The sequence below is a fragment of the Halomonas sp. I5-271120 genome, from assembly GCF_030553075.1.
Classification (GTDB): Bacteria; Pseudomonadota; Gammaproteobacteria; order Pseudomonadales; family Halomonadaceae; genus Onishia; species Onishia taeanensis_A.
Genome location: NZ_CP130701.1, coordinates 3,066,022 through 3,090,050, shown reverse-complemented (window position 1 = coordinate 3,090,050; position 24,029 = coordinate 3,066,022). Strand labels below are relative to the sequence as shown.

Here is a 24,029-nt window from a genome sequence, read left to right as displayed (position 1 = left end):
CTCAGGTGCCGTCATGAATCACCAGGGCCTGATCGAAGCCTGCACGACGCAGGGCCTCGCGCACCGATTCAAGGTCCCCGGTAGCGGCCAGCGGGCCCACCTGCACGCGGTGCAGGCGAGCATCGCTGGTCACGCGAACCGGCTGGTTGAGCTCGTCCTCCAAGCGGGTCTTGAGGGCCTGGGCATTGCCCTGAGACCCCAAGGCCGCGACTTGGAGGAAAAGCGAACCGTCGGTGTCGGCGTTTTCAGCGACGTCGCGATCAGACGTCGCCTGTTGCTCCGGCGCATTGCGACGGGCTGTGGTGCTCGTGCCTGCCGTATCGTTGCCGGCCGGCGTCTTGCCGGAGTGGCGAGCCTGCCAGGCCACCGGGTCGATTGCCTCGACCCTGACCCGGCCGGTGCCTCGATCCAGAATATTGAGCCGGGCCGCCGCCGCATAGGACAAGTCGATCTCGCGGCTACCGTGAAAGGGGCCGCGATCGTTGACCCGCACGATCACCTGGCGACCGTTATCCAGGTTAGTGACGCGAACATAGCTCGGCAGCGGCAGGGAACGATGGGCCGCCGACATCTCGTACATGTCGTAGATATCGCCGCTGGCGGTGGCATAGCCGTGAAACTTCTTACCATACCAGGACGCCGTGCCCTCCTGTCGATAGCCCCGCGGATCGTCGAGCACGTGATACGTCTTGCCCCAGACTTCGTAGGTCGAACGATTGCCCCCGCTGGCGCGTGGCTCAGGACGCGGCACCGCATCGGGCACATTGGCCACGTCGGGCGGCGTCTCGGGGTAGGCATCGCTGGACATGGCATAGCGGCCACCGGCGGTACCCGCGTCCGCCGGCGGCGCTGATGAGCTCACCGGCTGCACACTGCCACCGCCAGCGGCGCAGCCCGCCAGCAGAGCAATAGCCGGAAGCAGTATCCACAATGGCTTCATGCCGACTCCTCCCGAGCAATCGCCTCGGCCAGCTCAGTCACCGCCATGGCGTAGAGGTGGCTATGGTTGTAGCGAGTGATTACATAGAAATTATACAGGCCAAGCCGGTAGCGGTAGGCGCCATCGGCCAGATCCAGCGCCAGCGGAATCACCTCGGCGTTGGCTGCCAGGCGGTCTTGCGAGTCGGCTACGACACCCGCCTCGGCCAGCATGGAGAGCCGGGCATAGGGCGGCCGTGTCTGGTTGAAATCTATCGTCGCCGGTGGCGTCGGGGGGCCGCTGGCCTCGACATAAAGCTCGCCTCCGGGGCGCCAGCCATGTTCGGCGAAGTAGTTGGCCACGCTGCCAATGGCATCGACCGGATTGCGCCACAGATCGCGCACGCCATCAGCGTCGAAGTCGACGGCATAGGCCCGGTAGCTGGTGGGGATAAACTGGGGATAGCCCATGGCGCCGGCATAGGAGCCCTTGAGGCTTCCCGGGGCCACGCCGGCCTGGTGAGTGATTTCCAGGAAGGCCGCCAGCTCGCCGCGGAAGAAGTCGCCACGCTTGGGGTGATGAAATGCCAGGGTGGTCAGCGAATCCAGCACACGATGACTGCCCGTCACTCGCCCGTAGTCGGTCTCGACGCCGATGATGGCGGCAATCACCGGCGCCGGCACGCCATACTGGGCTTCGGCTCGCGCAAACGCCTCACGATGCTCGGCGATGAAGGCCGCACCGCGCTCGATGCGTGCGGGCTTGAGGAAAATGGCACGGTACTGATCCCAGCGCAGATGACGCTCGGCGGCACCTGCCATGGCATCCAGCACTGCCTGCCGATAGTCGGCGTCGCTCAGCGCATCAGTCAGCCAGTCCCGCTCGATGCCCTGTCCGGCCAGCTCGTCGACCAGTGCCGCCACCTCAGGGTGCGTGGACGGGTCGAAATGCTCATCGTATTGACTGTCGGCGGCACTCGCCGCCTGGGTGCACAGACCCAGGCCCAGCCCAAGCCCGGCGATGAGGGGCAACAGCTTCCTTGTCGTACGTCCTGCGATCATCGATCAGGGCTCTCCGTGGTCAATGCCCCCTAACGGGGCAATAACCGCCGATGGGAATGAATGGACATGAGAATACCGAAACCGGCCATCAAGGTCACGCTGGAGGTCCCGCCGAAACTGACCAGCGGTAGCGGCACGCCCACCACCGGCAGGATACCGCTGACCATGCCCACATTGACGAATACATAGATGAAGAAGGTCAAAATGATACTGCCCGCCAGCAGGCGACCGAAACTGTCCTGGGCGCCATTGGAGAGCCATAGGCCCCGAGCGACGATAAGCAGGTACAGGCACAGCACCAGCAGCATGCCCACCAGACCAAATTCCTCGCCAAGCACCGCGACAATAAAGTCGGTGTGGCGTTCGGGCAGGAACTCGAGCTGGGACTGCGTCCCCTCCAGCCAGCCCTTGCCGAATACCCCGCCACTGCCAATGGCGGTGGTCGACTGAATGATGTTCCAGCCGGCGCCCAGCGGGTCGCTCTCGGGGTTGAGAAAAGTCAGCACGCGCTGGCGCTGATAGTCATGCATGTTCATCCACAACAGTGGCAGGGCCGAGGCAACCAGCACGCTGAGGAAAGCGATGAAACGCCAGGACAATCCGGCCAGCAACACCACGAACACGGCAGCCGTCGCCACCAGCAGTGAGGTACCGAGATCCGGCTGCCGAGCGATCAGTACCACGGGCACCGCCAGGATCATCGCACAGACCAGCAAATCCGGCAGTCGTGGCGGCAGCTGACGCCGCCCCAGATAAGCGGCGAGCATCATCGGCATGGCCAACTTCATCAACTCCGAGGGCTGAAAGCGCATCACCCCGGGGATGACCAGCCAGCGCTTGGCCCCCATCCCGACATCACCCATCACTTCCACCGCCACCAGCATCAGCAGGGTCCCGCCATAGGCCAGTGGCGACCAGCGCATCAGGGTCACGGGAGACAGCTGGGCCAGCACGAACATCACCATCAGGGCCACGCCCAGGCGCAAGGCCTGCGCCTCTACCACGACCATACTCTGCCCGCTGGCACTGTAAAGCACCACCAGCCCCGCCCCCATCAGCACCAGCAGCAACAGCACCAGCCAGGGGTCCAGATGCACACGCATCCACAGGCTCTTGCGTCGCGACATGCCACTCTGAGGTGGCCTGACCGGACGGCCGCGCAGAGACCTAGTCAGATCACTCAGCGCCGTCATGCGTCATCTCCCTGGGCGTCATCTTCATCGTCGTTCCCCAATAGCCAGGCATCCGCCATGTCGCGTGCCAGATAAGAGGCATGACTGCTGCCGCCGCCGGCATTTTCGATGACCACCGAGATCGCGATCTGCGGGTCATCCACCGGCGCGAAGGCGATGAACAGCGCATGGTCACGCAGCCGCTCGGCGAGCTCATCGGCGTTGTACTTCTCATCCTGACCAAGCGAAAACACCTGCGCGGTACCCGACTTGCCGCCCATGCGGTACTCAAGGCCCTTGCCGGCACGCCGCGCCGTGCCCTCACGCCCCGAGAGCACGTTCTCCATGCCAGCGTAGATGTCATCCCACCACTCAGGGTTCTCGATGGTGATGTCATCCTTGGTATCCGGTAAGTCGACCGGCACTTCCTCGCCGCCGATGCGTTTGGCCAGTCGCGGTTTGACCCAGTGACCGCGGTTCGCCAACACGGCCGTGGCCGTCGCCAGTTGAAGCGGTGTGACCTGCAGATAACCTTGCCCGATCCCCACCGAAAGGGTCTCACCGGGGTACCAGGGCTGGTTGAAGCGTTCGCGCTTCCATTCGCGCGAGGGCATCAAGCCAGTGCTCTCGCCATAGACGTCCTGGGTAACGTGCTCACCGAAGCCGAACTGATGCATATGTTCGCTGATAGCATCGATACCCACCTCATGGGCCAGGCTATAGAAATAGGTGTTGTTAGACACCGTGATGGCGCGCTCCATGTCGACCTTGCCATGCCCCCAGCGCAGCCAGTTGCGATAGCGACGCGAATCGTTGGGCAACTGGTAATAGCCCGGATCATAGATGGTATCGCTGGGCGTAATTTCCCCTTCGATCAGGCCAGACAGCGCCATGAAAGGCTTGATCGTCGAGCCCGCCGGATAGTGACCGCGAGCGGCGCGATTGAAGAGCGGCAGGTCGATATTGTTCTGCAGCGCCCGGTAAGACGCCACATCGATACCGGTCACGAACTGGTTGCTGTCGAAACCGGGCGTCGAGACCATGGCCAGAATCTCGCCGGTCTGCGGGGCGATGGCCACGATCGAGCCGCGCCGGCCGTCCATCAGGTCAACGGCCAGGGACTGAAGGTCCTTGTCGATGGTGAGCGTCAGGTTTTTTCCTGGCACGGGATCGGTGCGCCCCAGCTCGCGCAGCACGCGCCCCCGGGCATTGGTTTCAACCTTGCGCAGCCCTGCCTGGCCGTGAAGCTCTGTCTCGTAGTAACGCTCGATGCCGGTCTTGCCCACGAAGTGGGTGCCGGCGTAGTTGCCGGGATCCAGCTGATTGAGCTCTTCGGCATTGATGCGCCCGACGAACCCCAGCGCATGCGACATGATCTTGGCATCCGGATAGTAGCGCAGCAGCTGAGCCTCGACCTCGACACCCGGCAGGCGATAGCGATTGACGGCGAGCTTGGCGATCTGCTCCTCGCTGAGATCACTCATCAACAATGCCGGCTGAAAGGGTCGCTGGCGCTGCCGGGAGCGCTCGCGGAACGCCTCGATCTCGGCATCAGGCAGATCGAGAAGATCGATCAGCAGCGCCAGGGTGGCATCGATGTCATCGACCCGCTCGCGCACCAGGGTAAGGTTGTAGGTCGGTCGATTCTCGGCCAGAAGCTCGCCGTTACGGTCATAGATCAGCCCGCGAGTGGGCGGCAGGGGTTCGACCCGGACCCGGTTGTTCTCCGAGCGCGTGATGTAGACATCATGCTGGACCACCTGCAAATAGACGAGCCGCGCCATCAAGGCACCGGTGAGCAGGACCACCAGGCAAGCCGCGACCAGCGAGCGGACGCGGAAGGTATGCATTTCCTGACGGGCATTCTTCAGCGCCTGACGATGCTTACGCATGAGGGGCACTCGCGGATTCCGACAACATCAAAACGATCACTCTCCACGGGAGCGACAGGCCCTCGGCCTTAGACGACTCAACGGTGATAAGGGTGGCCGACCAGCAGGGTCCAGGCCCGATAGAGCTGCTCGGCCAGCAGAATACGCACCAGCGGATGCGGCAGCGTCAGCGGCGACAGCGACCAGCGCTGATGAGCGCTCGCCGACAGTTTAGGCTCCAACCCCTCAGGCCCACCGATCAGCAGTGCCACATCACGTCCTTCCAGACGCCACTGGTCGGCCTCTTGGGCCAACTGCTCGGTACTCCAGGGCTTGCCGCCCACTTCCAGCGCGACAAGCTGCTCGTTGCCGCGCAGCTTGTCACGCATCCGCTCGCCTTCCAGGGCAATGGCTCGCGCCGTGTCGGCGTTCTTGCCCCGGGCGCCGGGGGTTATGTCGTGTATTTCCAGGGCAAAGTCCCGGGGCAGGCGCTTGCGATACTCCTCGACGCCCTTCTCCACCCAGTCAGGCATGCGCGTGCCGACCGCCAGCACGCGCAACTTCACGCCAGGCCTCCGCCTTGGCGCTCATGGGCGCCATCGCGGGGCAACTCGGTCCACAGCCGCTCGAGGTCATAGAGGTCACGGGCTTCGGGAAGCATCACGTGAACCACCAGGTCACCGAGATCGACCAGCACCCAGTCGGCACCGCTATGGCCTTCGACGCCAAGCGGCATCACGTCATGTTCCTTGACGGTCTCGACCACGTTATTGGCAAGCGCCGCCACGTGACGGCTGGAGGTCCCGCTGACAATCACCATCTGATCGGTCACATCAGTCAAATCGGATACGTCGAGAGTGGTGATGTCCTGGCCCTTCAGTGACTCCAGGGCATCGATGACCAGGGGTTTCAAAACGTCGATGTGCATATCGCCTCATTCATGAATGCATGGTTCAACGCCTATTCTACCCGTTTGAGACCCTGGCGACAGCGCCTCATGCACCGCGATATAGCCCGCCTCGGGCGATATGCGAGAGCACCGCCTCGGGCAGCAGGTAGCGCACGCTTTCTCCTTCTCCCAGCCAGCGACGAATAGCGGTGGCGGACACCGCCAAACGGCTGGGCAGAGCCAGCTGCATGACGCTGCCTTTTGGCGTTTCAAACAGCGCCTCGCAGGTCTGGACCTCGCGACCGGCGATGAGTTCCTGAAGCGCTGACGGCAAGGGAGCAGCGTGATCGGGCCGAGCAATGACCACCACATGCGCCTGAGCGAAGAGCGCCTCGGGATCATGCCAGTCGGCAAGCTTCAAAAAGGCATCGTGGCCAACGACCATCAACAGTCGCGCCTCACCGCCGTATTCCTCGCGCAGGCTGTTCAGGGTATCGGCAGAATAGGACGGCCCCTCACGCCGGAGCTCACGGTCGTCGGCATAGAGCCCCGGCGTGTCGCCAATGCCGGCGCGCAGCATCGCCAGGCGCTCGGCGCTGGAAACACCCGGCGCCGCCCGGTGGGGCGGCACATGGGCAGGGATCATATGTACGCGGTCCAGCCCCAGCTGCATGCGAAGCTCCACGGCACTGCGCAGGTGGCCAAGATGCACCGGGTCGAAGGTGCCGCCGAGCATCGCCACCCGAGGCGGGCGACTCATCGCGCCGGCCGATGGACTATCATCAGCCACGGACATGACCATCGCCCATCACCACGTATTTACGGGTGGTCAGCCCCTCGAGCCCCACCGGGCCGCGGGCATGCAGTTTGTCTGTCGAAATGCCGATCTCGGCCCCCAGGCCATATTCGACGCCATCGGCGAAGCGAGTCGAGGCATTGACGATCACCGAGCTGGAATCAACCTCGGCCAGGAAGCGGCGAGCCAGGCCGTAGTGCTCGGTGACGATGGCATCGGTGTGATGAGAGCCGTAATGGCCGATATGATCCATCGCCGCCTCGATGCCATCGACCACCCGGATCGCCAGCACAGGTGCCAGATACTCGGCATGCCAGTCGGCCTCCTCGGCCGGCACCACGCCGGGTAACAGGGCCTGGGTTCGCGGACAGCCGCGCAGCTCGACACCGTGCTCGGCATAGGCCGCGGCGAGCCTTGGCAGCAGCGTCTCGGCAATCGGCGCGTCCAGCAGCAGGGTCTCCATGGTGTTGCAGGTGCCGTAGCGCTGGGTCTTGGCATTGACCGCGATCGCCAGCGCCTTGTCCAGATCGGCCGTGGCGTCGACGTAGACGTGACAGACACCGTCGAGGTGCTTGATGACCGGCACTCGCGCCTCGCGTGTGATGCGCTCGATCAACGACTTGCCGCCGCGAGGAATGATTACATCGACGTGCTCGGGCATGGCGATCAGACGCCCCACCGCGGCGCGGTCAGTGGTCGCCACCACCTGCACGGCCGCCGCCGGCAGCTCGGCCTCGGCAAGGCCGGCAGCAATGCAGCTCGCCAGGGCAGCGTTGCTGTCCCGGGCTTCGGAGCCGCCGCGCAGAATGCAGGCGTTGCCAGACTTGAGACACAGACTGGCCGCTTCCAGGGTGACGTTGGGCCGAGACTCGTAGATGATACCGATGACGCCTAGCGGCACCCGCATCTGACCGACCTGAATGCCGCTGGGCCGCGCCCGCAAGCCATCGATTTCGCCGACAGGGTCGGGCAAACCGGCGACCTGCTTCAGTCCGCTGATCATTGCATCGACACGCGCATCATCCAGCGCCAGTCGATCCAACAGGGCATCATCGAGGCCCGCTTCCCGACCACGCAACAGATCCTGTTGATTCGCCTCGAGAACGCTGGCGCGCGACTCATCGAGGTGTCGAGCCATCGCCAGCAGAGCCGAGTTCTTGCTAGCCGTAGTGCAACGCCGCATCATGGCGGCAGCGGCGCTGGCCTGCTGGCCCAACTGCGTCACGTAGGCGTCGACATCGGTGATCGGCGCTAGGCCGTCATTGCCGGCGACGGCCTCTGAGTAGTGTGATGACATGCGGAACAAAAACTCCTCGTAGGCGGCTCCAGGGCCGGTATCATCATGCAATATTGCGCAAGGGAAACAATATAAGGCCCATGGGAAGCAAGTACAAAGTCGGCCCACTGCAAGCGGCCATGCTGGGATGCGCCCTCCTTCTCATTATGCTCGCCCTGTCGGCACCCATGCTGCCCAGCGGCATGTTACTGGTGCTCGCAGGCCTGTGGCTGACAGGCTCGTCGCTGACGCTGAAGTGCAGCGTACGCTGGCCGTCCAGCGTCCCTTGGCAGCTGCTTCCCAGTTTTTTGCTGGCAGGCCTGTTCAATGTCGATTCCGAGCATCAAACCGTCTGGCTGTGGTGCTTCGCGCTGTTGCTGATGCTGCCGCAGCCTATCTGGTTAATGATCCTGCATAGCCTGCTGGCGGGCTACGCTGTCTGGCAGGTCCAAGCCGACCTCGACGTAGGCCAGACGCTGCTGATTGCCATGTTGCTGGTTGGCCTGATGCTATTGGGGCTCGCCCGCGCCCGAGAGGTGCAATCTGCCTGGCTGCGGATCGGCCGGCGGCGACGGCTGATCCCCGGTGCCCGGCTGTGGTCGGTTCATCAACTGGGTGAAGACCTGCCTCGCGAAGTCGTGCGCAGTGAACGGGAAGGCTCATACGCCGAGCTGGTGCTTATACGCACCCAGGGTCGGCAGTTCTGGCCACTGATGAGCAAGCTCAGCCAGCGCCTCAACGACTACGAGGCCTGCTACAAACTCGACAACCGCACCCTGGCCACCCTGCTGATCAGCCGCGATCTCGAGCAGGCCCGCGAGCGGCGCAAGACTCTGTTGGATGACATGCCCACCCCGCTGCGCAGCCGGATTGTCACCCTGGCTCGACCGCTGACCCTGGCCAGCGAATATCAGGCTCTCCGAGATCAGCGCCAGCCACTGATCATCATCGAAGAGGGGTAGGCTCATGAAACACCTGGACAGCTTGCCTCACCCGGGGCTCTATACCTTTTTCCACGCCTGGGTCACTCTGCTGACCGCTGGCGCGGCCCTGTGGCATTACCAGATGGGCCACTTCGATCGCATCCTGCTGCCGGCGGCACTGAGCATGGCCCTGCTGACGGCCACTCTGATGAGCCTGGGCACGCCCTCCGCGCGGCGTGCCGCGGCAATCATCACCCTGCTGGCAAGCTATCTGCTGTGCGCTGAGCTGCTGCGCCACGGCGAGGCACCTGCCATGCTCTGGCTGGGCTTTCCCCCGGTACTCACCACGCTGCTGCTATCTACACGGCATGCCCTATGCGTCAACTTGCTGATGGCCCCGGTCTGGCTGCTGCTCAACGGCAACTGGCCGTCTCTGATAGCGTCCCTTTCCTACCTGGCGGTCAGCCTGGTTGGCGCTCTGGCACGCTGGGAAATGATGCGTCAGCTGACGCTGGACAAACTGACCTCGCCCCATGACCCCGAGTGCGACGCCCTATCCAGCGACATGATCGCCGAGCGCCTGCCTCAGGAGCACAAACGCGCCAACGCGCTCGGCCGCCGTCTCAGCGTACTGGTGATCCATCTGCCGCAGCTTGAAATGGCCCACGAACAGTTCGGCGCTCGACTGCGCTTGGAGTTGCTGCAGCGCTTCTGCCAGGCGGCTCGCCGCAGCTGCCGGCTCGACGATACACTCGGCCGCACCGGCGAGTCCCTCTTGTGGATGCTGCTGCCCGGCACCGACGAAAACGATGCGCTGATGACACGCAACCGCCTGCTGACAACGCTCAATGACACCGCGATCAGCGAAACCGGGCACCTGAGCGCCATGGTGGTCGCCTGCACCCTGCACCCGGGCGAAAGCTTGCCGGCCTTCGAGCAGCGCCTACGCATCAAGGAACGCGCCCTGATGGACAGCACGCCATGAGCCTTGTCGACTGGCTGTATCAGCTCACACCCTCACCGCCGTTACTGCTATTGGGCATCGCCGTCATTTCTCTGGTGGAGAGCCTGGCGGTCATCGGACTGATCGTGCCCGGCGTGGTCCTGATCACGGCCGCCGCTTCGCTGGCGGGTCATCAGCAGCTGGCGATCCCGCTGGTACTGCTGGCGGCCTTCTTGGGCGCGGTGGCGGGAGATGCCCTGAGTTTCGCCCTGGGCTACACCCAGCGCGAACGCGTGCCCAGGCTATGGCCCTTCTCACGTCACCCGGAATGGCTTGCACACGGCGCGCGCTTCTTCCAGCGCCATGGCACCCTGTCAGTGGTATTCGGCCGCTTCGCCGGCCCGGTGCGTCCGGTCGTGCCGATGGTCGCCGGCATGATGCATATGCGCCCCTTTACCTTTGCCTGGGCCAACATCGGCTCGGCGCTGGTATGGGCCCCGACCTATGTGCTGCCGGGTTACCTCTTGGGGCGCACCTGGAAACAGCTGCTGGCCCTGCCTGCAGGCAGCGATAAGTGGATAATCCTGCTCGCCGTCGCCACCGGCCTTGCGGCACTGGCATTTTCCTGGTTGCGCCATCAGTTGGCCAAGGAGGGCTGGCTCTACCGGCGACTGGCCGGAATGGCCCTTGGGCGCCCCTGGAGTCGCCGGCTCTGGCAGCGACTCGGCTCTCAGCCTCACGGCGAGATTCCGCTGGCCTCGCTAAGCCTGCTGGTGCTGTCCTCCACCGGGCTCTGCCTGTGGACCCTGGCCGTATTGGAGTCCCACGGGCCGCTGGTCATGGACGAACAGATTCGCGCCCTGATGGCAGCCATCGGATCGCCCTGGCTGACGCGGTTGGCCGAGGGGATGGCCAAAACCGGCGATGTCGTCGGTATTCTTGCCCTCTGCCTGCCCTGGGCTGCGTGGCTGCTGGCAAGGCGGCATACGACGACCCTGATACATTTGGCCGCAGGGCTTGCCGGCATGGCCATGGCCAACACCTTGCTCAAGCACCTGATAGGCCGCGCCCGGCCCGAGACCCCGGCCTACCTGGCCGATTCCGCGTCCTACCCCAGCGCCCATACCTCGACGTCGGTGCTGCTCTTCGGCCTCGCGGCTGCCTTCTTCGCCCGAGAACTCACCTCCCAGCGCCGCCATATGTCCTACTGGCTGGCAATTCTCGTCTGCCTGCCAATGGCGCTGTCGCGGCTGGTGCTAGACGTACATTGGGCCAGTGACCTGGTCGGTGGCGTACTGCTTGGGCTGATGGGCTGTGCCATGGTCAACATCAGCTATCATCGCACGCCTCACCGCCCAATGAACGACGCTCCTTGGCTTCGCCTCGCCCTGGCGTCGCTGACGCTGCTGGTGATTCGTCTTATCTGGCTGCCGCCGGTCTAGGGCGCGCCTCGAGCACCTCTGAACCGAAACGTCTAGCCCAACCTCCGAGCCAAACTTCTGGCCCGACCCTCCTAGCCCAGTGCCAGCCAGGCACCAACACCGATCATCAGCGTGCCGGCCAGGCGATTGAGCAGCCGCACGCGCCCGGCGTTGCCTAGCAGCCGCCCTGCGCCGCGCCCGCCAACGGCATACAGCATCAGGCAGACGAACTCGATGGCCAGGATCATCGCCACCAGCACCACGAGCTGCGACGCCAAAGGGCGGCTGGCATCGAGAAACGGCGGCAGCAGTGCCACGAAGAAGGCCCAGCCCTTGGGGTTGGCAATCGCGGTCACGAATCCCTGCATCATCAGCGTGCGGCGCCCGACCGCCTGCTGCTCGCCGGAGAGCTCGGGGATCGCCATGCGCCCCCGTTCGCGCCACATCATGATGCCCAGGTAGGCCAGATAGGCGCCACCGAGCCACTTGAAGGCGGTAAACAATGCCGGCTGAGCCAGCATCAGCGTCGCCACCCCCGCCCCGGCGGACACCGCCACCAGAGCAACGCCGGTGAGTTCGCCAAGCATCATCCATAGCGCACGGCGAACGCCCTGGGTCATCCCCAGCACCATCGCCAGGGTCATGCACATGCCCGGCGTCAGTGACACCAGGAAAAAAGTCGGCACGAAGACCGACAAAGCGACCGCTGCAATCATGTTTCCTCCCTGAATCTGCGCGCCGACTACTCGCCCCAGCGGGGCATCAGCCGATGCTCGATGCCTAACTGATTGAGAATCCTGGCGACGATAAAATCGATCAGATCGTCGATGCTGGCGGGCTGATGATAGAAGCCCGGCGCCGCCGGCAGGATCACTGCGCCCATGCGGGTCAGGCTTAGCATGTGCTCGAGATGGATCGCCGAAAACGGCGTCTCCCGGGGCACCAGCACCAGGGTGCGGCGCTCCTTCAAGGCCACGTCTGCGGCCCGCTCGATCAAGTTGTTGCTGGCCCCGCAAGCAATCGCGGAAAGCGACCCGGTGGAGCACGGACAGACCACCATCGCCGAGGGTGCCCCGGAGCCCGAGGCCACCGGCGCCATCCAGTCCTCCCGGGCAAAGCAGCGAATCTGCCCAGGGCGCGCCCCGCTGCGCGATGACAGCGCTTCAGTCAGCCGCTCGGGCTGTGCCGGCAGCTTGATGTCGGTCTCGGTGGCGATCACCAGATGGGCAGCCTTGGAAATCATCACCCAGACTTGATGGTTCGCCGCCACCAGCGCCTCGATCAGGCGCAGACCGTACTGGGCCCCTGAGGCACCGGTCAGCGCCACGGTGACCGGAAAGGCGAAATTCTCTGCCGCGGATACTTGCTGTGATAGTTGAGAATCAGCCATGAGCCACCTCCAGGGCGGCAAGCAGCCGCTCATGAATACCGCCGAAGCCGCCGTTGGACATCGCCACGATGCGATCACCCGGCCTGGCATCGGCCACCACCATGGCGACCAGCGCCTCGAGATCATCGACCACCCGCGAGGGCACGGGGCTCGCCGCGACCACCTCATCAAGTGACCAGTCGAGCCCTGCCGGCTGGTACCACCAGACCGCATCGGCCGCGGCCACACTCTCGGCCAAGCGGGCACGCAGGGTGCCGAGCCGCATGGTGTTGGAGCGCGGTTCGATCACCGCCAGCAGACGACCTTCACCGCCGGCCTTAAGGCCGCCAAGCGTCGCGGCAATGGCAGTAGGATGATGGGCGAAGTCGTCGATGACGCGAATCCCCGCGACCTCGCCGCGCAGTTCCTGACGCCGCCGCGGACTCTCAAAGCGCGACAATGCCGCTGCGCCCGCCGCAAGACCGACGCCGAGGCAACGGGCGGCGGCCAGCGCGGCCAAGGCATTGCGGGCGTTGTATTCGCCGGTCAGCGACCAGTCGACCACCGCGTCTTCATTTGCTGCGTCCGGGCCCTCGCCCTGCTCATGGATGACGAGGAAGCGCGAGGCGTCCTCCCGCTCGAGCTCCAGCCGCCAGGGGCTTGTCGCCGCAGTGCCGAAGCGACTGACCGGGGTCCAGGCGCCCAGCTCCAACACGCGCTCCAGCGCCGGCTCGCCGTCGGCAACCAGCAGCGCACCGTCGCCGGGTACGATGCGCACCAGATGATGAAACTGGCGCTCGATGGCGGCAAGGTCGGGAAAGATGTCGGCGTGGTCATACTCGAGGTTGTTGAGCACCGCGATTTCGGGGCGGTAGTGCACGAACTTGGAGCGCTTGTCGAAGAAGGCGGTGTCGTACTCATCGGCTTCCACCACGAAGGGCGCACCCGCCCCACCGAGACGCGCCGAAACGCCGAAATTGCGCGGCACCCCACCGATCAGAAAGCCAGGCTCGAGGCCCGCCGCCTCAAGTAGCCAGGCCGTCAGGCTCGCGGTGGTGGTCTTGCCGTGGGTGCCGGCCACGGCGATCACCCGCCTTCCGGGCAAGACATGCTCGGCGAGCCACTGGGGGCCTGAGATGTAGGGCAGCCTCGCCTCGAGCACCGCCTCCACTTCCGGGTTGCCCCGGGACAAGGCGTTGCCGATGATCACCAGGTCCGGGCGCGGCGCGAGATTGGCTGCACCGTAGCCGTCCTGGAGGGTGATCCCCGCGGCCTCCAGTTGAGTGCTCATCGGCGGATAGACGTTGGCATCCGAGCCGCTGACCCGGTGGCCAAGCTCACGGGCCAGCAGCGCCAGGCTGCCCATGAAGGTGCCGCAGATTCCAAGGATATGTACGTGCATCGAGTGCCTCCTGCCAGGGTGGCAGGCAGACTAGCATGGCGCCCTCGCCGCCTCCATCCTGGTGCCAGCACGCGCGCCCGGCGGGTGCAGGTCGCCTCACTTTGGGCTAACATGGCGACCTGACAATTCGCCCCTTCGATGACCCGCTTTCCAGGAGCTCAGCAGCCCCATGGCCCAGCACAACGCCTTCTATGCCCAGTCCGGTGGCGTCACCGCCGTCATCAATGCCAGCGCCTGCGGCGTGATTGAAGCGTGCCGTCGCCACGACGACAAGATCGGCAAGGTCTACGCCGGCCACAACGGCATCATCGGCGCCCTGACCGAAGATCTGATCGATGTTTCTCAAGAGTCCGACGAGACCATCGCCGCGCTGCGCCACACCCCGGGCGGCGCCTTCGGCTCCTGCCGTTACAAGCTCAAGGACATCGAGACTCACCGCGCCCAGTACGAGCGGCTGATCGAGGTCTTCAAGGCTCACGACATCCGCTACTTCTTCTATAACGGCGGCGGCGACAGTGCCGACACCTGCCTCAAGGTCTCTCAGCTATCGGAAAAGCTCGGCTACCCGCTGACGGCTATCCACGTGCCCAAGACCGTCGATAACGACCTGCCGATTACCGACAACTCGCCGGGCTTCGGCAGCGTGGCCAAGTACATCGCCACCTCGACCCTCGAGGCCTCGCTGGATATCGCCTCGATGTGTGCCACTTCCACCAAGGTCTTCGTGCTCGAGGTCATGGGCCGCCATGCCGGCTGGATCGCTGCGGCCGGCGCCCTGGCTGGCGAAGGCGAGGGCGAGCCGCCCCACCTGGTGATCTTCCCCGAGGTTGCCTTCGACCGTAAGGCGGTGATGGCGCGGGTCGATGAGGCGGTCAAGAACTACGGCTACTGCGTGATCGTGGTCTCCGAGGGCGCCCGCTATGAAGACGGCACCTTCCTGGCCGACTCCGGCAACACCGACGCCTTCGGCCACCGCCAGCTGGGCGGCGTGGCGCCGACGCTGGCCGGCATGGTCAAGCAGGACCTGGGCTACAAGTACCACTGGGCGGTCGCCGACTATCTGCAGCGCGCCGCACGTCACCTGGCCTCCAAGACCGACGTCGACCAGGCCTATGCCGTCGGCGAGAAAGCAGTGGAGCTTGCCGTGGCCGGCGAAAACGCCATGATGCCGACCATCGACCGGGTCAGCGATGAACCCTATGCCTGGGAAATCGGTGCCGCGCCGTTGAGCGACATCGCCAATCGCGAGAAATTCATGCCCAAGGATTTCATCCGCGAGGACGGCTTCGGCATCACCGAGGCCTGCCGACGCTACCTCTCGCCGCTGATCCAGGGTGAAGATTTCCCGCCGTTCGACAACGGCCTGCCGCGGGTGGCGCACCTCAAGCTCGCACGGGTCGAACGCAAGCTGCCGACCTTTACGCTCTAAGCACAAACGGCTAAGCCACCGACGGCTAAGCGACAAGACAGCCTCTGAGCGATGCTGCCGCCGAGCAATAGCCCGGCGGCAGCAGATGATCACAACGAAAACGCCCCGGCTGAATGAACCGTCCAACTATTGGGGGTCAGTTCATTGCCGGGGCGTTTTCGCGTGTCTGCATAGTCTTATGTCGGCGCTTAACGTCGTTTGTCGGCACTTAAACCAGTAACCGGCGTGGGCGGCCCTAGCGCATCAGCCAGGAGATCACCAACAGCGCCAGCAACAGCCCCGCCGCCCCCTGCCAGAAGCGAGTGGAGACGGATGACGTAGCCTTGGCGGCCTCGCCCTTGCGGCGGGGCTCTCGCAGCGCGACCACCAGCTCCGACAGGCGCCGGAAGCGCAGCGCTCGCTGCGGATCCAGGGCCCGGCGCAGGGCATCGTCCAACGCCTGAGGAACCTCGGGATTCAGCAGGCAGGCACTCTTGTAGCTCAACTGCTCAAGGTCCGTGTGACTTCGCAACTGATGCGGCGGCACATCGTAGGGCAGCCCGCCGGTGATCAGCCAGTAGACCGTCGAGGCCAGGGCATACTGATCGCTGCGTCGCCCCACATCATCATCCAGCGCGTATTCCGGGGCACTGTGTTCGGTGAGGCCGAGCTGACGCGCCAGTTCCCGCGAATGCTTGTGGCCGTCGCCTTCCCGCAGCCGGCATGCGCTGAAATCAGCAAGCACCACCTGCCCGTGGGTATCCACCAGCACGTTGTCGGGGTGAATCTGCTGATGCAGCAAATCACGGCGATGCAGCGCCTGCACCGCCTTGGCCAGCTGGCGAGCAATATCCAACCGCTGAGAAAGGCTCGCTTGAGGGTGGCGCCGCGCCCAATCGGAGAGCCGCTCCCCCTCGACCAGATTCATCAGGTAATAGAGGTGGGTGCGCGGCCGCGAAGGCTCCATGATGCGCGCGACGAAGGGCGACCTGACTCGCTCGACCACCCACTGCTGCAGCAGGAAGTGTTCGAGATAGGCATTGCGGCTGGAAAGCTCGGGACTCGGCGCCTTCATGACCATTTCCCGGCCACTGACCGGATCAAAGACCCGGTAGACCCGTGACTGGGCAGTGCGCGACAGCACGTCACGCACCTCAAGACCATCGAGGCGCTGCCCAACGCTCAGCTCCGGCGGCACCGGAAGATCGCCATACAGCTTGTCCGGGGTCTCAGTAACGTCTTCCGGGAGTCGGTCGATGCGCACCAGCTGGAAACAGAACTGCTCGCCGCCGTAGCCGCGCTCCTGGGCACGCTCAAGCGCGGTGGCGGCCAGGCGCTCGCAGGCGGCATCCAGGTCACTTGCATCCTGACGGATCAGCTGAACGTAGTCGGAAGGCATCAGGGTGCCGCGCACTGCCGGGGTGGTAAACAGGAAGATATCGCCCTGTTTCAGCGGCATGGTGATGTAATCGATATCCAGATTGCCATCCATGCCCAAGGCTCGGGAGGGATAACGATAGCCGCCCAGGTCCGTCACATGGTCGCGGGAGAGCTGCTCGAACTCGGCCCCGCGCAGGCGAAAGACCAGCGTATCGCCCATATGGAAGAGGTGCGCCTCGCGGCCGCGATAGATCATCGCCGATAGCGAGCAGACATAGCTGCCACCACTGACATGGCCGCTCTGACTGTGACACCAGCCGTTGAGCGCCCTTAGCACCCGCGTCGCCGAGGTCTTGATATCCCAATGCTCGGGGGTGGATATATAGTCGGCAAGAAAGCCACGCACGCTGAGCTCGCCGGCCTGGTGGGCAATCGCGTTGCGCGAGTTGGAGTCGCTGATCAGCGCGCAGGCACCCTTCAGCGCCAACAACCGTGGCTCGGGAATACGCACTGACATCGAACTGCGGTGACGACGACGCTCCGGGGCCACGAAGGCCTGCCCTACGCTCAGCGCTAACTCGGAATCCACCTGTCTGTCTCCTTGATTCGGCGGCCATACCCCCTCCTGATAGAGGTTGGACCTATCATACACATTCAGAGGCCCCCTCGGAGCCCATGACGGCCTTCGTCGCATTGGTAATCGCGCCGCGCAGTTCGTATAATTCGCCAGACTTTACAGGCAACGATTACTGCCCACCCAAGGACGCGACGATGAGCTTCGACAAGATTCCCGCCGGCAAAGATCTCCCCAACGACATCTACGTCGCCATCGAGATTCCTGCCAACCATGCGCCGATCAAGTATGAAATCGACAAGGACCTCGATGCGCTGCTGGTCGACCGTTTCATGGCCACGCCGATGTTCTACCCGGCTAACTACGGCTATATCCCGGACACCCTGGCCGACGACGGCGATGCGCTGGACGCACTGGTGGTAACCCCCTATCCAGTGCAGCCTGGTAGCGTGATCCGCGCGCGCCCAGTCGGCATCCTGAACATGACCGACGAAGCCGGCGAAGATGCCAAGCTGGTCTGCGTGCCGCACCAGAAGCTCACTGCCCTGTATGACGACATTCAGGAAGTCACCGACCTGCCCGAGCTGCTGCGCCAGCAGATCGCTCACTTCTTCGAGAACTACAAGGATCTCGAGAAGGGCAAGTGGGTCAAGGTCGAGTCCTGGGACGGCGCCGACGCCGCTCGCAAGGCGATCGAAAAGGCCGCTGCCGCCTACGAAAAAGCCTGAATACGAAAAAGCCTGAACCGATCCCGCCAGTCGCATAGCGGTGGACGACGGCCCCAGGTAATAAATAGGTATGCCGGTATATAGATAAGTAGGTATATCGGTAAGTAGGTAAACAGCAAAGCAGAAACACCTGCCGCAATATCGGGCACAACGCAGAAGGGGCGCTCATTGAGCGCCCCTTTTCATTACCTTCTCGTCATTGCCTTCTCGTCATTACCTTCTCGTTACCTCTCGTTTCCGCCACTCGTCTGCATTGCTTCTACACCGCCTCTCTGACATGACATAGCTCACTGCCTGGCGACTTGCAGATTTCTAGCTATCCGCGTTTGTATCCGCCCCATCAACCGCCGGCTCAGCCGAGTCGGCAGACGGCTCACCGGCACTCGCCTCGTCACTGCCAGACGATGGAGCGGCCGGTGATTCATCGGCAGCGGCCGTGTCGGGTGTGGTGCCGGGCGCCTTGGCCTCTGCATCCGGCGACGCTGCTTCGTCGGCCGCCGAAGCGCTGGTTTCATCTTGAGCCTGGGGCTGGGCTTCCGCCTGGGCTTCCGCCTGAGCACCTGTCTCGGCTCCGGCCTGAGTGGCCATGGGCTCTTGCGCTGACGGATCAGCCGACTGATTCAGCGAGGCGTCCGGCGCACTGACACCCGCCAGACGACCGGAAAGCGCCTCGGCCAGCTTCGCGGCGCGCTGGGTATAGGCGGCCATCATCAGCGAGTGGTTGGCAAAGATGCCAAACCCCGTACCGTTTAGTACCACCGGGCTCCACAGTGTCCGCTGAGCCTGCTTGAGCTCGGCCTGCAGGCGCTCCACCAAAGGTTCAGCATCGGCGGCGGCCATCACGTCACCGTAGTCGGCGACCATGGCGGCTAGCAGATGCTCCAGCGCCCAGGCCTGACCGCGCGCCTCGAAGAAAATATCGTCAACCCGGTACCAGGGCGTCCGGCCCGGCAACTGATCGACATCCACCTCGAGTTCGCGCAGGGCCTCTGGGTCGGCGACGCTGGCCGACAGACGGTAGGTCAGCTCATCCAGGCGCCGGGCCACGCGCGACAGCCAATACGCCGGCACATCGCCTTCAGCCGGCAGTGCATCACGCTGCTGATTGAGATCATCCAGCACCACTGCGTAGGCATCGCGAGCCTTGGCTATGCGGTGTTCGGTGGAAGGATAAAGCCAGTCCTGGCTGTCGCCGTCCAGCCGCTCCTGGGCCTCTTTCAACGCTCCCGGCTGCATGGCGCTCTTTTCCACCAGAGTATGCGCTTCACCGCGGGCCTGCTTGAGCACGCCAAGCTCCCAGGCAGGCATGTTGTCGAGCCATAGTCCCGGCGGCAGCATGTCGTTACGCAGATAGCCACCCTGCTTGTCGAGCAGCGTATCGAGCAGCGTCATCTGGGTCGCTATGATCACCGCCCCGCGCCCTGCCGGGCTGGTATCAAGCGGCGCCGCGCCGGGAGCGTCAGACGCAAGCCGGCCACGCTGCTCGGCACTGGCCTGCTGCACGTCGAAACCGTCCGGCGTCAGGCTCCACCAGGCACCCAGCGCCAGGGTCACGACCAGATAGACAACGACCAGTCCCAGCAGCGGCTTCCACACCCAGCCGTAGTCGGGGCGTTCCAGAATATCCGTGGGCCGGGTGGGGCGGGCCTTGCGTGATCCGAACAATGACATCGTCTAGGTCCTTGGCGATTGGGAAGGGATTCGCACGCACTGCCGCCGCATGCTGGGCATGAAGCCGACAAGGCGTATGAGTTATCCTAGCAGGTGAATGCCTGAGAGGTTTCCACGACCGAGGAACTCCTGTCGAGCGTTTCGGTCGCAGACAAACGCTGACTTCCGGCTGTGGTGATAACTGAGTGATATTTGGGTTATACCTGACTCAAACACTTGCCGCCTTACTCTCTACCTGTCCAAAAGCTCCGAATACCTGCAAGGATGTTGACGTTGATCTCACGGTTCATGTTTCTCGCCTTTGGTCTGCTGCTGACCTTTTCGCTTCCGGTACAGGCCCAGCTGTTTCCCTCGGGTGGCAGCAATGGCGACTTCCTGCCGGTAGAGGAAGCCTTCAGCCCTCAGGCCTGGATCGACGGCGACCGTCTGATGGTCGGCATCGAGGCCGCCGATGGCTACTATCTCTATCGCCACCGACTGAGCATCAGCACCGACAGCTCCGAGGTAACGCTTGGCGAGCCCGTCTTGCCTGCCGGCACCTTCAAGAAGGATGAGTTCCTCGGCGAGGTCTATGTCTTCCATGATCGCGTCACCTTCCCGGTACCTATCAAAGATCCAGGCGACGCCGACTCGATCGACGTCACCCTGCACTATCAGGGCTGCGCCGAAGCCGGGCTCTGCTATCCCCCGCAGCAGGTTGAACTGACTGCCTTGCCAGGCTCCGCCCCGGCGGCCTTCGCACCGCCCTCCTCTTCGCCACAGGAGGATACAATCGAGCCCGCCGAGACGGCGCCTGAGGCGTCCTCACTGACCAGCGAAGACGGCCAGTTCAGCAACCTGTTGCAGGATGCCTCCCCGGCACTGGTGCTGGGCCTCTTTTTCCTCGCCGGGCTGGGGCTGACCTTTACCCCCTGCGTACTGCCGATGATGCCGATCCTTGCCTCGATCATCGTCGGCCAGCGGCCCTCGCGGCTGCGCGCTTTCGCGCTGTCCGGCAGCTACGTCACCGGCATGGCGCTGACCTATGCCGGCGTCGGCGTGCTGATGGGACTGTTCGGTGCAGGGCTCAATCTCCAGGCACGCCTGCAGTCTCCGGCGGTCTTGATTCCCTTCGCCGCGCTGTTCGTGGTGTTCGCACTGGCCATGTTCAGTGTCTTCCAGCTGCGGCTGCCCGCGAGGCTCACCCAGCGCCTCGACGCCTGGCAGGACCGCGCTCAGCAGAGCGGCCCGCTGGGACTGGCGCTGGCCGGCGCCCTATCGGTACTGGTGGTCTCGCCCTGCGTCTCGGCCCCCCTGGCCGGTGCTCTGGTGTTTATCTCATCTACCGGCGATGCCGCCATGGGTGGGCTGGGCCTGCTCGCCCTGGCGCTGGGCATGGGCGTACCGCTGCTGATCGTCGGCACCTTCGGGGCCACGCTGCTTCCCCGCAGCGGCGCCTGGATGCAGCACGTCAAGTCCGCCTTCGGCGTGCTCTTGCTGGGCATTGCGATCTGGCTGGTTGAGCGCCTGCTGCCGGGGCCGCTGACGCTGCTGCTGTGGGGTGCGCTGGCCATTGGCAGCGCCCTGGCGCTGGGCGCCCTGCGCTTCGATCATCCCAAGGGGCTTGCTCGGCTGGGTCAGGCCGGGGGGCTTATGCTGCTGGCCTGGGGGCTCACTCTGGTCGTCGGAGCGGCCGGCGGCGCCGAGGACCCGCTACGTCCGCTGGCCTGGCAAACCAACACTGCCGCCACCAGCGTCAGCCAACCCGCTGCCTCGCCACGCTTCACCACGGTCACGGGGCTCGCGGGGCTCAACGCCGAACTCGACCGTGCCGCTCGCAGCGGCCAACCGGCCTTCGTCGACGTCAGTGCCGACTGGTGCATATCCTGCAAGATCATGGAGCGCGACGTTTTCCCCGACCCGCAGGTGGCGGCACGGCTCGACGACTTTTATCGCATTCGCGTCGATGTGACCGAGAGCAACGCTGAAAGCCGCGCCCTGCTCGAGCGCTTCGAGCTGTTTGGGCCACCCAGCCTGCTGTTCTTTAACGCCGGCAAGGAAATCAGAGATGCCCGCATTCAAGGTGAAGTGGAAGCCGCTCCCTTTGCCGATCACCTGAGCGCCTTGCTGGAATGGTTTGCCAAGCGCGATGGGCCCGCCGGGCACTCAGCCTGAGTGGCTCCGACCGTCACTGGACATGACCCGTTTTTTTCGGCACACTCCGCCGACACGCCGTCCAGAGGCGATTATCAGCGGCATCGTGCAACATCATGCCGTGATCTAGACAAAGTTTGAGCAGGTTGACAGCGCCCTGAGCCGGAGCAACCTGCCCACCAGACCCACCCCTTATCACCCGATCGAGACAGACTCATGGATATCCGCAAGGTCAAGAAGCTGATCGAGCTGCTGGAAGAATCCAACATCAGCGAAATCGAGATTCAGGAAGGCGAAGAGTCGGTTCGTATCAGCCGTCACCCCAACGGCGTGGCCTATCAGCCGGCCCCGGCCGCTGCAGCCCCGGCGGCACCCGCTGCCGCTCCGGCAGCGCCTGCGGCATCGGCAGAGCCAGCCGCCCCGGCCGAGCCCACCGGCCATACCGTGAATTCGCCGATGGTCGGCACGTTCTATCGCGCTCCGGCACCGGGCTCCAAGGCGTTCGTCGAAGTCGGTCAGAGCGTCAAGAAAGGGGAAACGATCTGCATCGTCGAAGCCATGAAGATGATGAACCAGATCGAAGCGGACAAGGACGGCGTCATCGAAGCCATCCTGGCCGAAGACGGCGAACCGGTGGAATACGACCAGCCCATGCTGGTCATCGGCTAAGGCCATTCTCACCTCCTCTTTCCATTCCAACCTGGGCGGATACAAGATGTTGGACAAGGTACTCATCGCCAATCGTGGCGAGATAGCCCTGCGCATCCTGCGTGCCTGCAAAGAGCTGGGCATCAAGACCGTGGCGGTGCATTCCCAGGCCGACCGTGAACTGATGCATGTGCGCCTGGCGGACGAAGCGGTGTGCATTGGCCCGGCCTCCTCGGCGAAGTCCTACCTGAACATCCCGGCGCTGATCAGTGCCGCGGAAGTCACCGACGCGGATGCCATTCATCCGGGCTATGGTTTCCTCTCCGAGAATGCCAACTTCGCCGAGCAGGTCGAGCGCTCCGGTTTCACCTTCATCGGCCCGCGCGCCGACACCATTCGCCTGATGGGTGACAAGGTCAGCGCCATCGAGGCGATGATGAAGGCCGGCGTACCGACGGTTCCCGGCTCCGACGGCGCGGTACCCGAGGACCCGGAAGAAGCGATGGCGGTGGCTCGCCGCATCGGCTATCCGGTCATCATCAAGGCGGCCTCAGGCGGCGGCGGGCGCGGCATGCGCGTGGTGCACAGCGAAGCTCACCTGCTCTCCTCGATCAGCGTGACTCAGAACGAGGCCAATGCCGCCTTCGGCGACGGCACCGTGTACATGGAGAAGTACCTGGAGCAGCCTCGCCACGTCGAGGTGCAGGTACTCGCCGACGGCCAGGGCAATGCCGTGCACCTCTATGACCGCGACTGCTCGCTGCAGCGCCGCCATCAGAAGGTACTGGAGGAAGCGCCGGCACCTGGGCTCGACCCTGAAGCCCGCGCTCAGGTCCTCAAGGCCTGTACCGATGCCTGCATCGAAATCGGCTACCGTGGCGCCGGCACCTTCGAATTCCTGTACGAGAATGGCGAGTTCTTCTTCATCGAGATGAACACTCGCGTGCAGGTCGAGCACCCGGTCACCGAAATGGTCACCGGCATCGACATCGTCAAGGAACAGCTGCTCATCGCCTCAGGCCTGCCGCTGTCGGTTCGCCAGGAGGACATCGTCCTCAACGGTCATGCCTTCGAGTGCCGCATCAACGCCGAGGATGCGCGCACCTTCATGCCGTCGCCGGGCAAGGTCACCCTCTATCACGCGCCGGGCGGCCTCGGCGTGCGCATGGACTCGCACCTCTACACCGGCTACTCGGTGCCGCCCCACTACGACTCCCTGATTGGCAAGCTGATCACCTGGGGCAAGAATCGCGAGAATGCCCTGACGCGCATGCGCAACGCGCTGGACGAGCTGCTGGTGGAAGGCATCAAGACCAACATCGACCTGCAGAAGGATCTGGTCCGCGACGGCTATTTCCAGCAGGGCGGGGTCAACATCCACTACTTGGAGAAAAAACTCGAGTCCTGAACCTGAACGCGAACCTGGGACGACGTGACGATCAGCT

Annotated in this window: 21 protein-coding genes; 8 read left to right on the top strand and 13 right to left on the bottom strand. The window is 64.1% G+C overall.

Annotated elements, in window-relative coordinates; translation table 11 throughout:
• Position 1: 1 nt before the first annotated feature.
• The 8 genes from Q2K57_RS13860 to Q2K57_RS13825 form a co-directional block, all read right to left on the bottom strand.
• Positions 2 to 940 (bottom strand): septal ring lytic transglycosylase RlpA family protein, encoded by a 939-nt coding sequence (locus Q2K57_RS13860; protein WP_112053125.1) that lies wholly within the window; start codon positions 938 to 940, stop codon positions 2 to 4.
• The gene (mltB, locus tag Q2K57_RS13855; RefSeq protein ID WP_304525426.1) at positions 937 to 1,950 is read right to left on the bottom strand and encodes a lytic murein transglycosylase B; all 1,014 of its coding nucleotides are present in this window, start codon (positions 1,948 to 1,950) and stop codon (positions 937 to 939) included. Before mltB ends, Q2K57_RS13860 begins: the two co-directional genes overlap by 4 nt.
• A 59-nt stretch (positions 1,951 to 2,009) precedes the next feature.
• On the bottom strand, positions 2,010 to 3,173 hold the full coding sequence (gene rodA / locus Q2K57_RS13850; protein WP_304525425.1) for a rod shape-determining protein RodA: 1,164 nt from the start codon (positions 3,171 to 3,173) through the stop codon (positions 2,010 to 2,012).
• Positions 3,170 to 5,044, bottom strand: a complete 1,875-nt coding sequence (gene mrdA / locus Q2K57_RS13845) for a penicillin-binding protein 2 (RefSeq protein WP_304525424.1) — start codon at positions 5,042 to 5,044, stop codon at positions 3,170 to 3,172. Before mrdA ends, rodA begins: the two co-directional genes overlap by 4 nt.
• Before the next feature lie 77 nt (positions 5,045 to 5,121).
• On the bottom strand, positions 5,122 to 5,589 hold the full coding sequence (gene rlmH, locus Q2K57_RS13840) for a 23S rRNA (pseudouridine(1915)-N(3))-methyltransferase RlmH (protein WP_304525423.1): 468 nt from the start codon (positions 5,587 to 5,589) through the stop codon (positions 5,122 to 5,124).
• Entirely contained in the window at positions 5,586 to 5,951 is a 366-nt protein-coding gene (gene rsfS / locus Q2K57_RS13835) for a ribosome silencing factor (RefSeq protein ID WP_112053130.1), read from the bottom strand. Before rsfS ends, rlmH begins: the two co-directional genes overlap by 4 nt.
• 67 nt (positions 5,952 to 6,018) lie before the next feature.
• Positions 6,019 to 6,708 (bottom strand): nicotinate-nucleotide adenylyltransferase, encoded by a 690-nt coding sequence (nadD, locus tag Q2K57_RS13830; RefSeq protein WP_304525422.1) that lies wholly within the window; start codon positions 6,706 to 6,708, stop codon positions 6,019 to 6,021.
• The gene (locus tag Q2K57_RS13825) at positions 6,695 to 8,005 is read right to left on the bottom strand and encodes a glutamate-5-semialdehyde dehydrogenase (protein ID WP_304525421.1); all 1,311 of its coding nucleotides are present in this window, start codon (positions 8,003 to 8,005) and stop codon (positions 6,695 to 6,697) included. The genes nadD and Q2K57_RS13825 overlap by 14 nt, the downstream gene beginning before the upstream one ends.
• A gap of 119 nt (positions 8,006 to 8,124) precedes the next feature.
• Here Q2K57_RS13825 and Q2K57_RS13820 point away from each other — a divergent pair, with 119 nt between their 5' ends.
• From Q2K57_RS13820 to Q2K57_RS13810, 3 genes are read left to right on the top strand one after another with little or no spacing between them, the layout of a single operon-like run.
• On the top strand, positions 8,125 to 8,946 hold the full coding sequence (locus Q2K57_RS13820) for a hypothetical protein (protein ID WP_304525420.1): 822 nt from the start codon (positions 8,125 to 8,127) through the stop codon (positions 8,944 to 8,946).
• 4 nt (positions 8,947 to 8,950) lie between these two features.
• The gene (locus Q2K57_RS13815) at positions 8,951 to 9,892 is read left to right on the top strand and encodes a diguanylate cyclase domain-containing protein (RefSeq protein ID WP_112053133.1); all 942 of its coding nucleotides are present in this window, start codon (positions 8,951 to 8,953) and stop codon (positions 9,890 to 9,892) included.
• A complete protein-coding gene (locus Q2K57_RS13810; RefSeq protein WP_112053134.1) occupies positions 9,889 to 11,292 on the top strand; it encodes a bifunctional DedA family/phosphatase PAP2 family protein in 1,404 nt (467 codons plus the stop codon). The genes Q2K57_RS13815 and Q2K57_RS13810 overlap by 4 nt, the downstream gene beginning before the upstream one ends.
• Before the next feature lie 71 nt (positions 11,293 to 11,363).
• Here the strand turns inward: Q2K57_RS13810 and Q2K57_RS13805 are convergent, their stop codons facing one another.
• The 3 genes from Q2K57_RS13805 to mpl are packed head-to-tail and all read right to left on the bottom strand — an operon-like array spanning position 11,364 to position 14,042.
• Positions 11,364 to 11,987 carry a LysE family translocator gene (locus Q2K57_RS13805; protein WP_181462994.1) on the bottom strand — a complete coding sequence of 208 codons (624 nt, stop codon included), beginning with the start codon at positions 11,985 to 11,987 and terminating at the stop codon, positions 11,364 to 11,366.
• A 26-nt stretch (positions 11,988 to 12,013) separates the two neighbouring features.
• Positions 12,014 to 12,661: a flavin prenyltransferase UbiX gene (locus tag Q2K57_RS13800; protein ID WP_304525419.1), complete on the bottom strand. Its 648-nt coding sequence runs from the start codon at positions 12,659 to 12,661 to the stop codon at positions 12,014 to 12,016.
• Positions 12,654 to 14,042: a UDP-N-acetylmuramate:L-alanyl-gamma-D-glutamyl-meso-diaminopimelate ligase gene (mpl, locus tag Q2K57_RS13795; protein ID WP_304525418.1), complete on the bottom strand. Its 1,389-nt coding sequence runs from the start codon at positions 14,040 to 14,042 to the stop codon at positions 12,654 to 12,656. Before mpl ends, Q2K57_RS13800 begins: the two co-directional genes overlap by 8 nt.
• 169 nt (positions 14,043 to 14,211) lie before the next feature.
• Here mpl and Q2K57_RS13790 point away from each other — a divergent pair, with 169 nt between their 5' ends.
• Positions 14,212 to 15,471, top strand: coding sequence for a 6-phosphofructokinase (locus Q2K57_RS13790; protein ID WP_304525417.1), 1,260 nt, complete (start codon positions 14,212 to 14,214; stop codon positions 15,469 to 15,471).
• Positions 15,472 to 15,706: 235 nt separating this feature from the next.
• Here the strand turns inward: Q2K57_RS13790 and Q2K57_RS13785 are convergent, their stop codons facing one another.
• Positions 15,707 to 17,347 (bottom strand): bifunctional protein-serine/threonine kinase/phosphatase, encoded by a 1,641-nt coding sequence (locus Q2K57_RS13785; RefSeq protein WP_304526708.1) that lies wholly within the window; start codon positions 17,345 to 17,347, stop codon positions 15,707 to 15,709.
• Positions 17,348 to 17,601: 254 nt separating this feature from the next.
• Here Q2K57_RS13785 and ppa point away from each other — a divergent pair, with 254 nt between their 5' ends.
• Positions 17,602 to 18,132, top strand: coding sequence for an inorganic diphosphatase (ppa, locus tag Q2K57_RS13780; protein ID WP_112053138.1), 531 nt, complete (start codon positions 17,602 to 17,604; stop codon positions 18,130 to 18,132).
• A 312-nt stretch (positions 18,133 to 18,444) separates the two neighbouring features.
• Here ppa and Q2K57_RS13775 read toward each other — a convergent pair whose 3' ends face one another.
• On the bottom strand, positions 18,445 to 19,803 hold the full coding sequence (locus tag Q2K57_RS13775) for a DUF2333 family protein (protein ID WP_304525416.1): 1,359 nt from the start codon (positions 19,801 to 19,803) through the stop codon (positions 18,445 to 18,447).
• Between the two features lie 264 nt (positions 19,804 to 20,067).
• On the opposite strand from Q2K57_RS13775, the gene dsbD reads away from it, so the two are divergent.
• The 3 genes from dsbD to accC all read left to right on the top strand — a co-directional run bounded on the left by dsbD (position 20,068) and on the right by accC (position 23,992).
• Positions 20,068 to 21,957 (top strand): protein-disulfide reductase DsbD, encoded by a 1,890-nt coding sequence (dsbD, locus tag Q2K57_RS13770; protein WP_304525415.1) that lies wholly within the window; start codon positions 20,068 to 20,070, stop codon positions 21,955 to 21,957.
• 195 nt (positions 21,958 to 22,152) lie between these two features.
• Positions 22,153 to 22,605 carry an acetyl-CoA carboxylase biotin carboxyl carrier protein gene (gene accB / locus Q2K57_RS13765; RefSeq protein WP_304525414.1) on the top strand — a complete coding sequence of 151 codons (453 nt, stop codon included), beginning with the start codon at positions 22,153 to 22,155 and terminating at the stop codon, positions 22,603 to 22,605.
• A 46-nt stretch (positions 22,606 to 22,651) separates the two neighbouring features.
• The gene (gene accC / locus Q2K57_RS13760; protein WP_112053142.1) at positions 22,652 to 23,992 is read left to right on the top strand and encodes an acetyl-CoA carboxylase biotin carboxylase subunit; all 1,341 of its coding nucleotides are present in this window, start codon (positions 22,652 to 22,654) and stop codon (positions 23,990 to 23,992) included.
• The last annotated feature ends 37 nt before the right edge of the window (positions 23,993 to 24,029 follow it).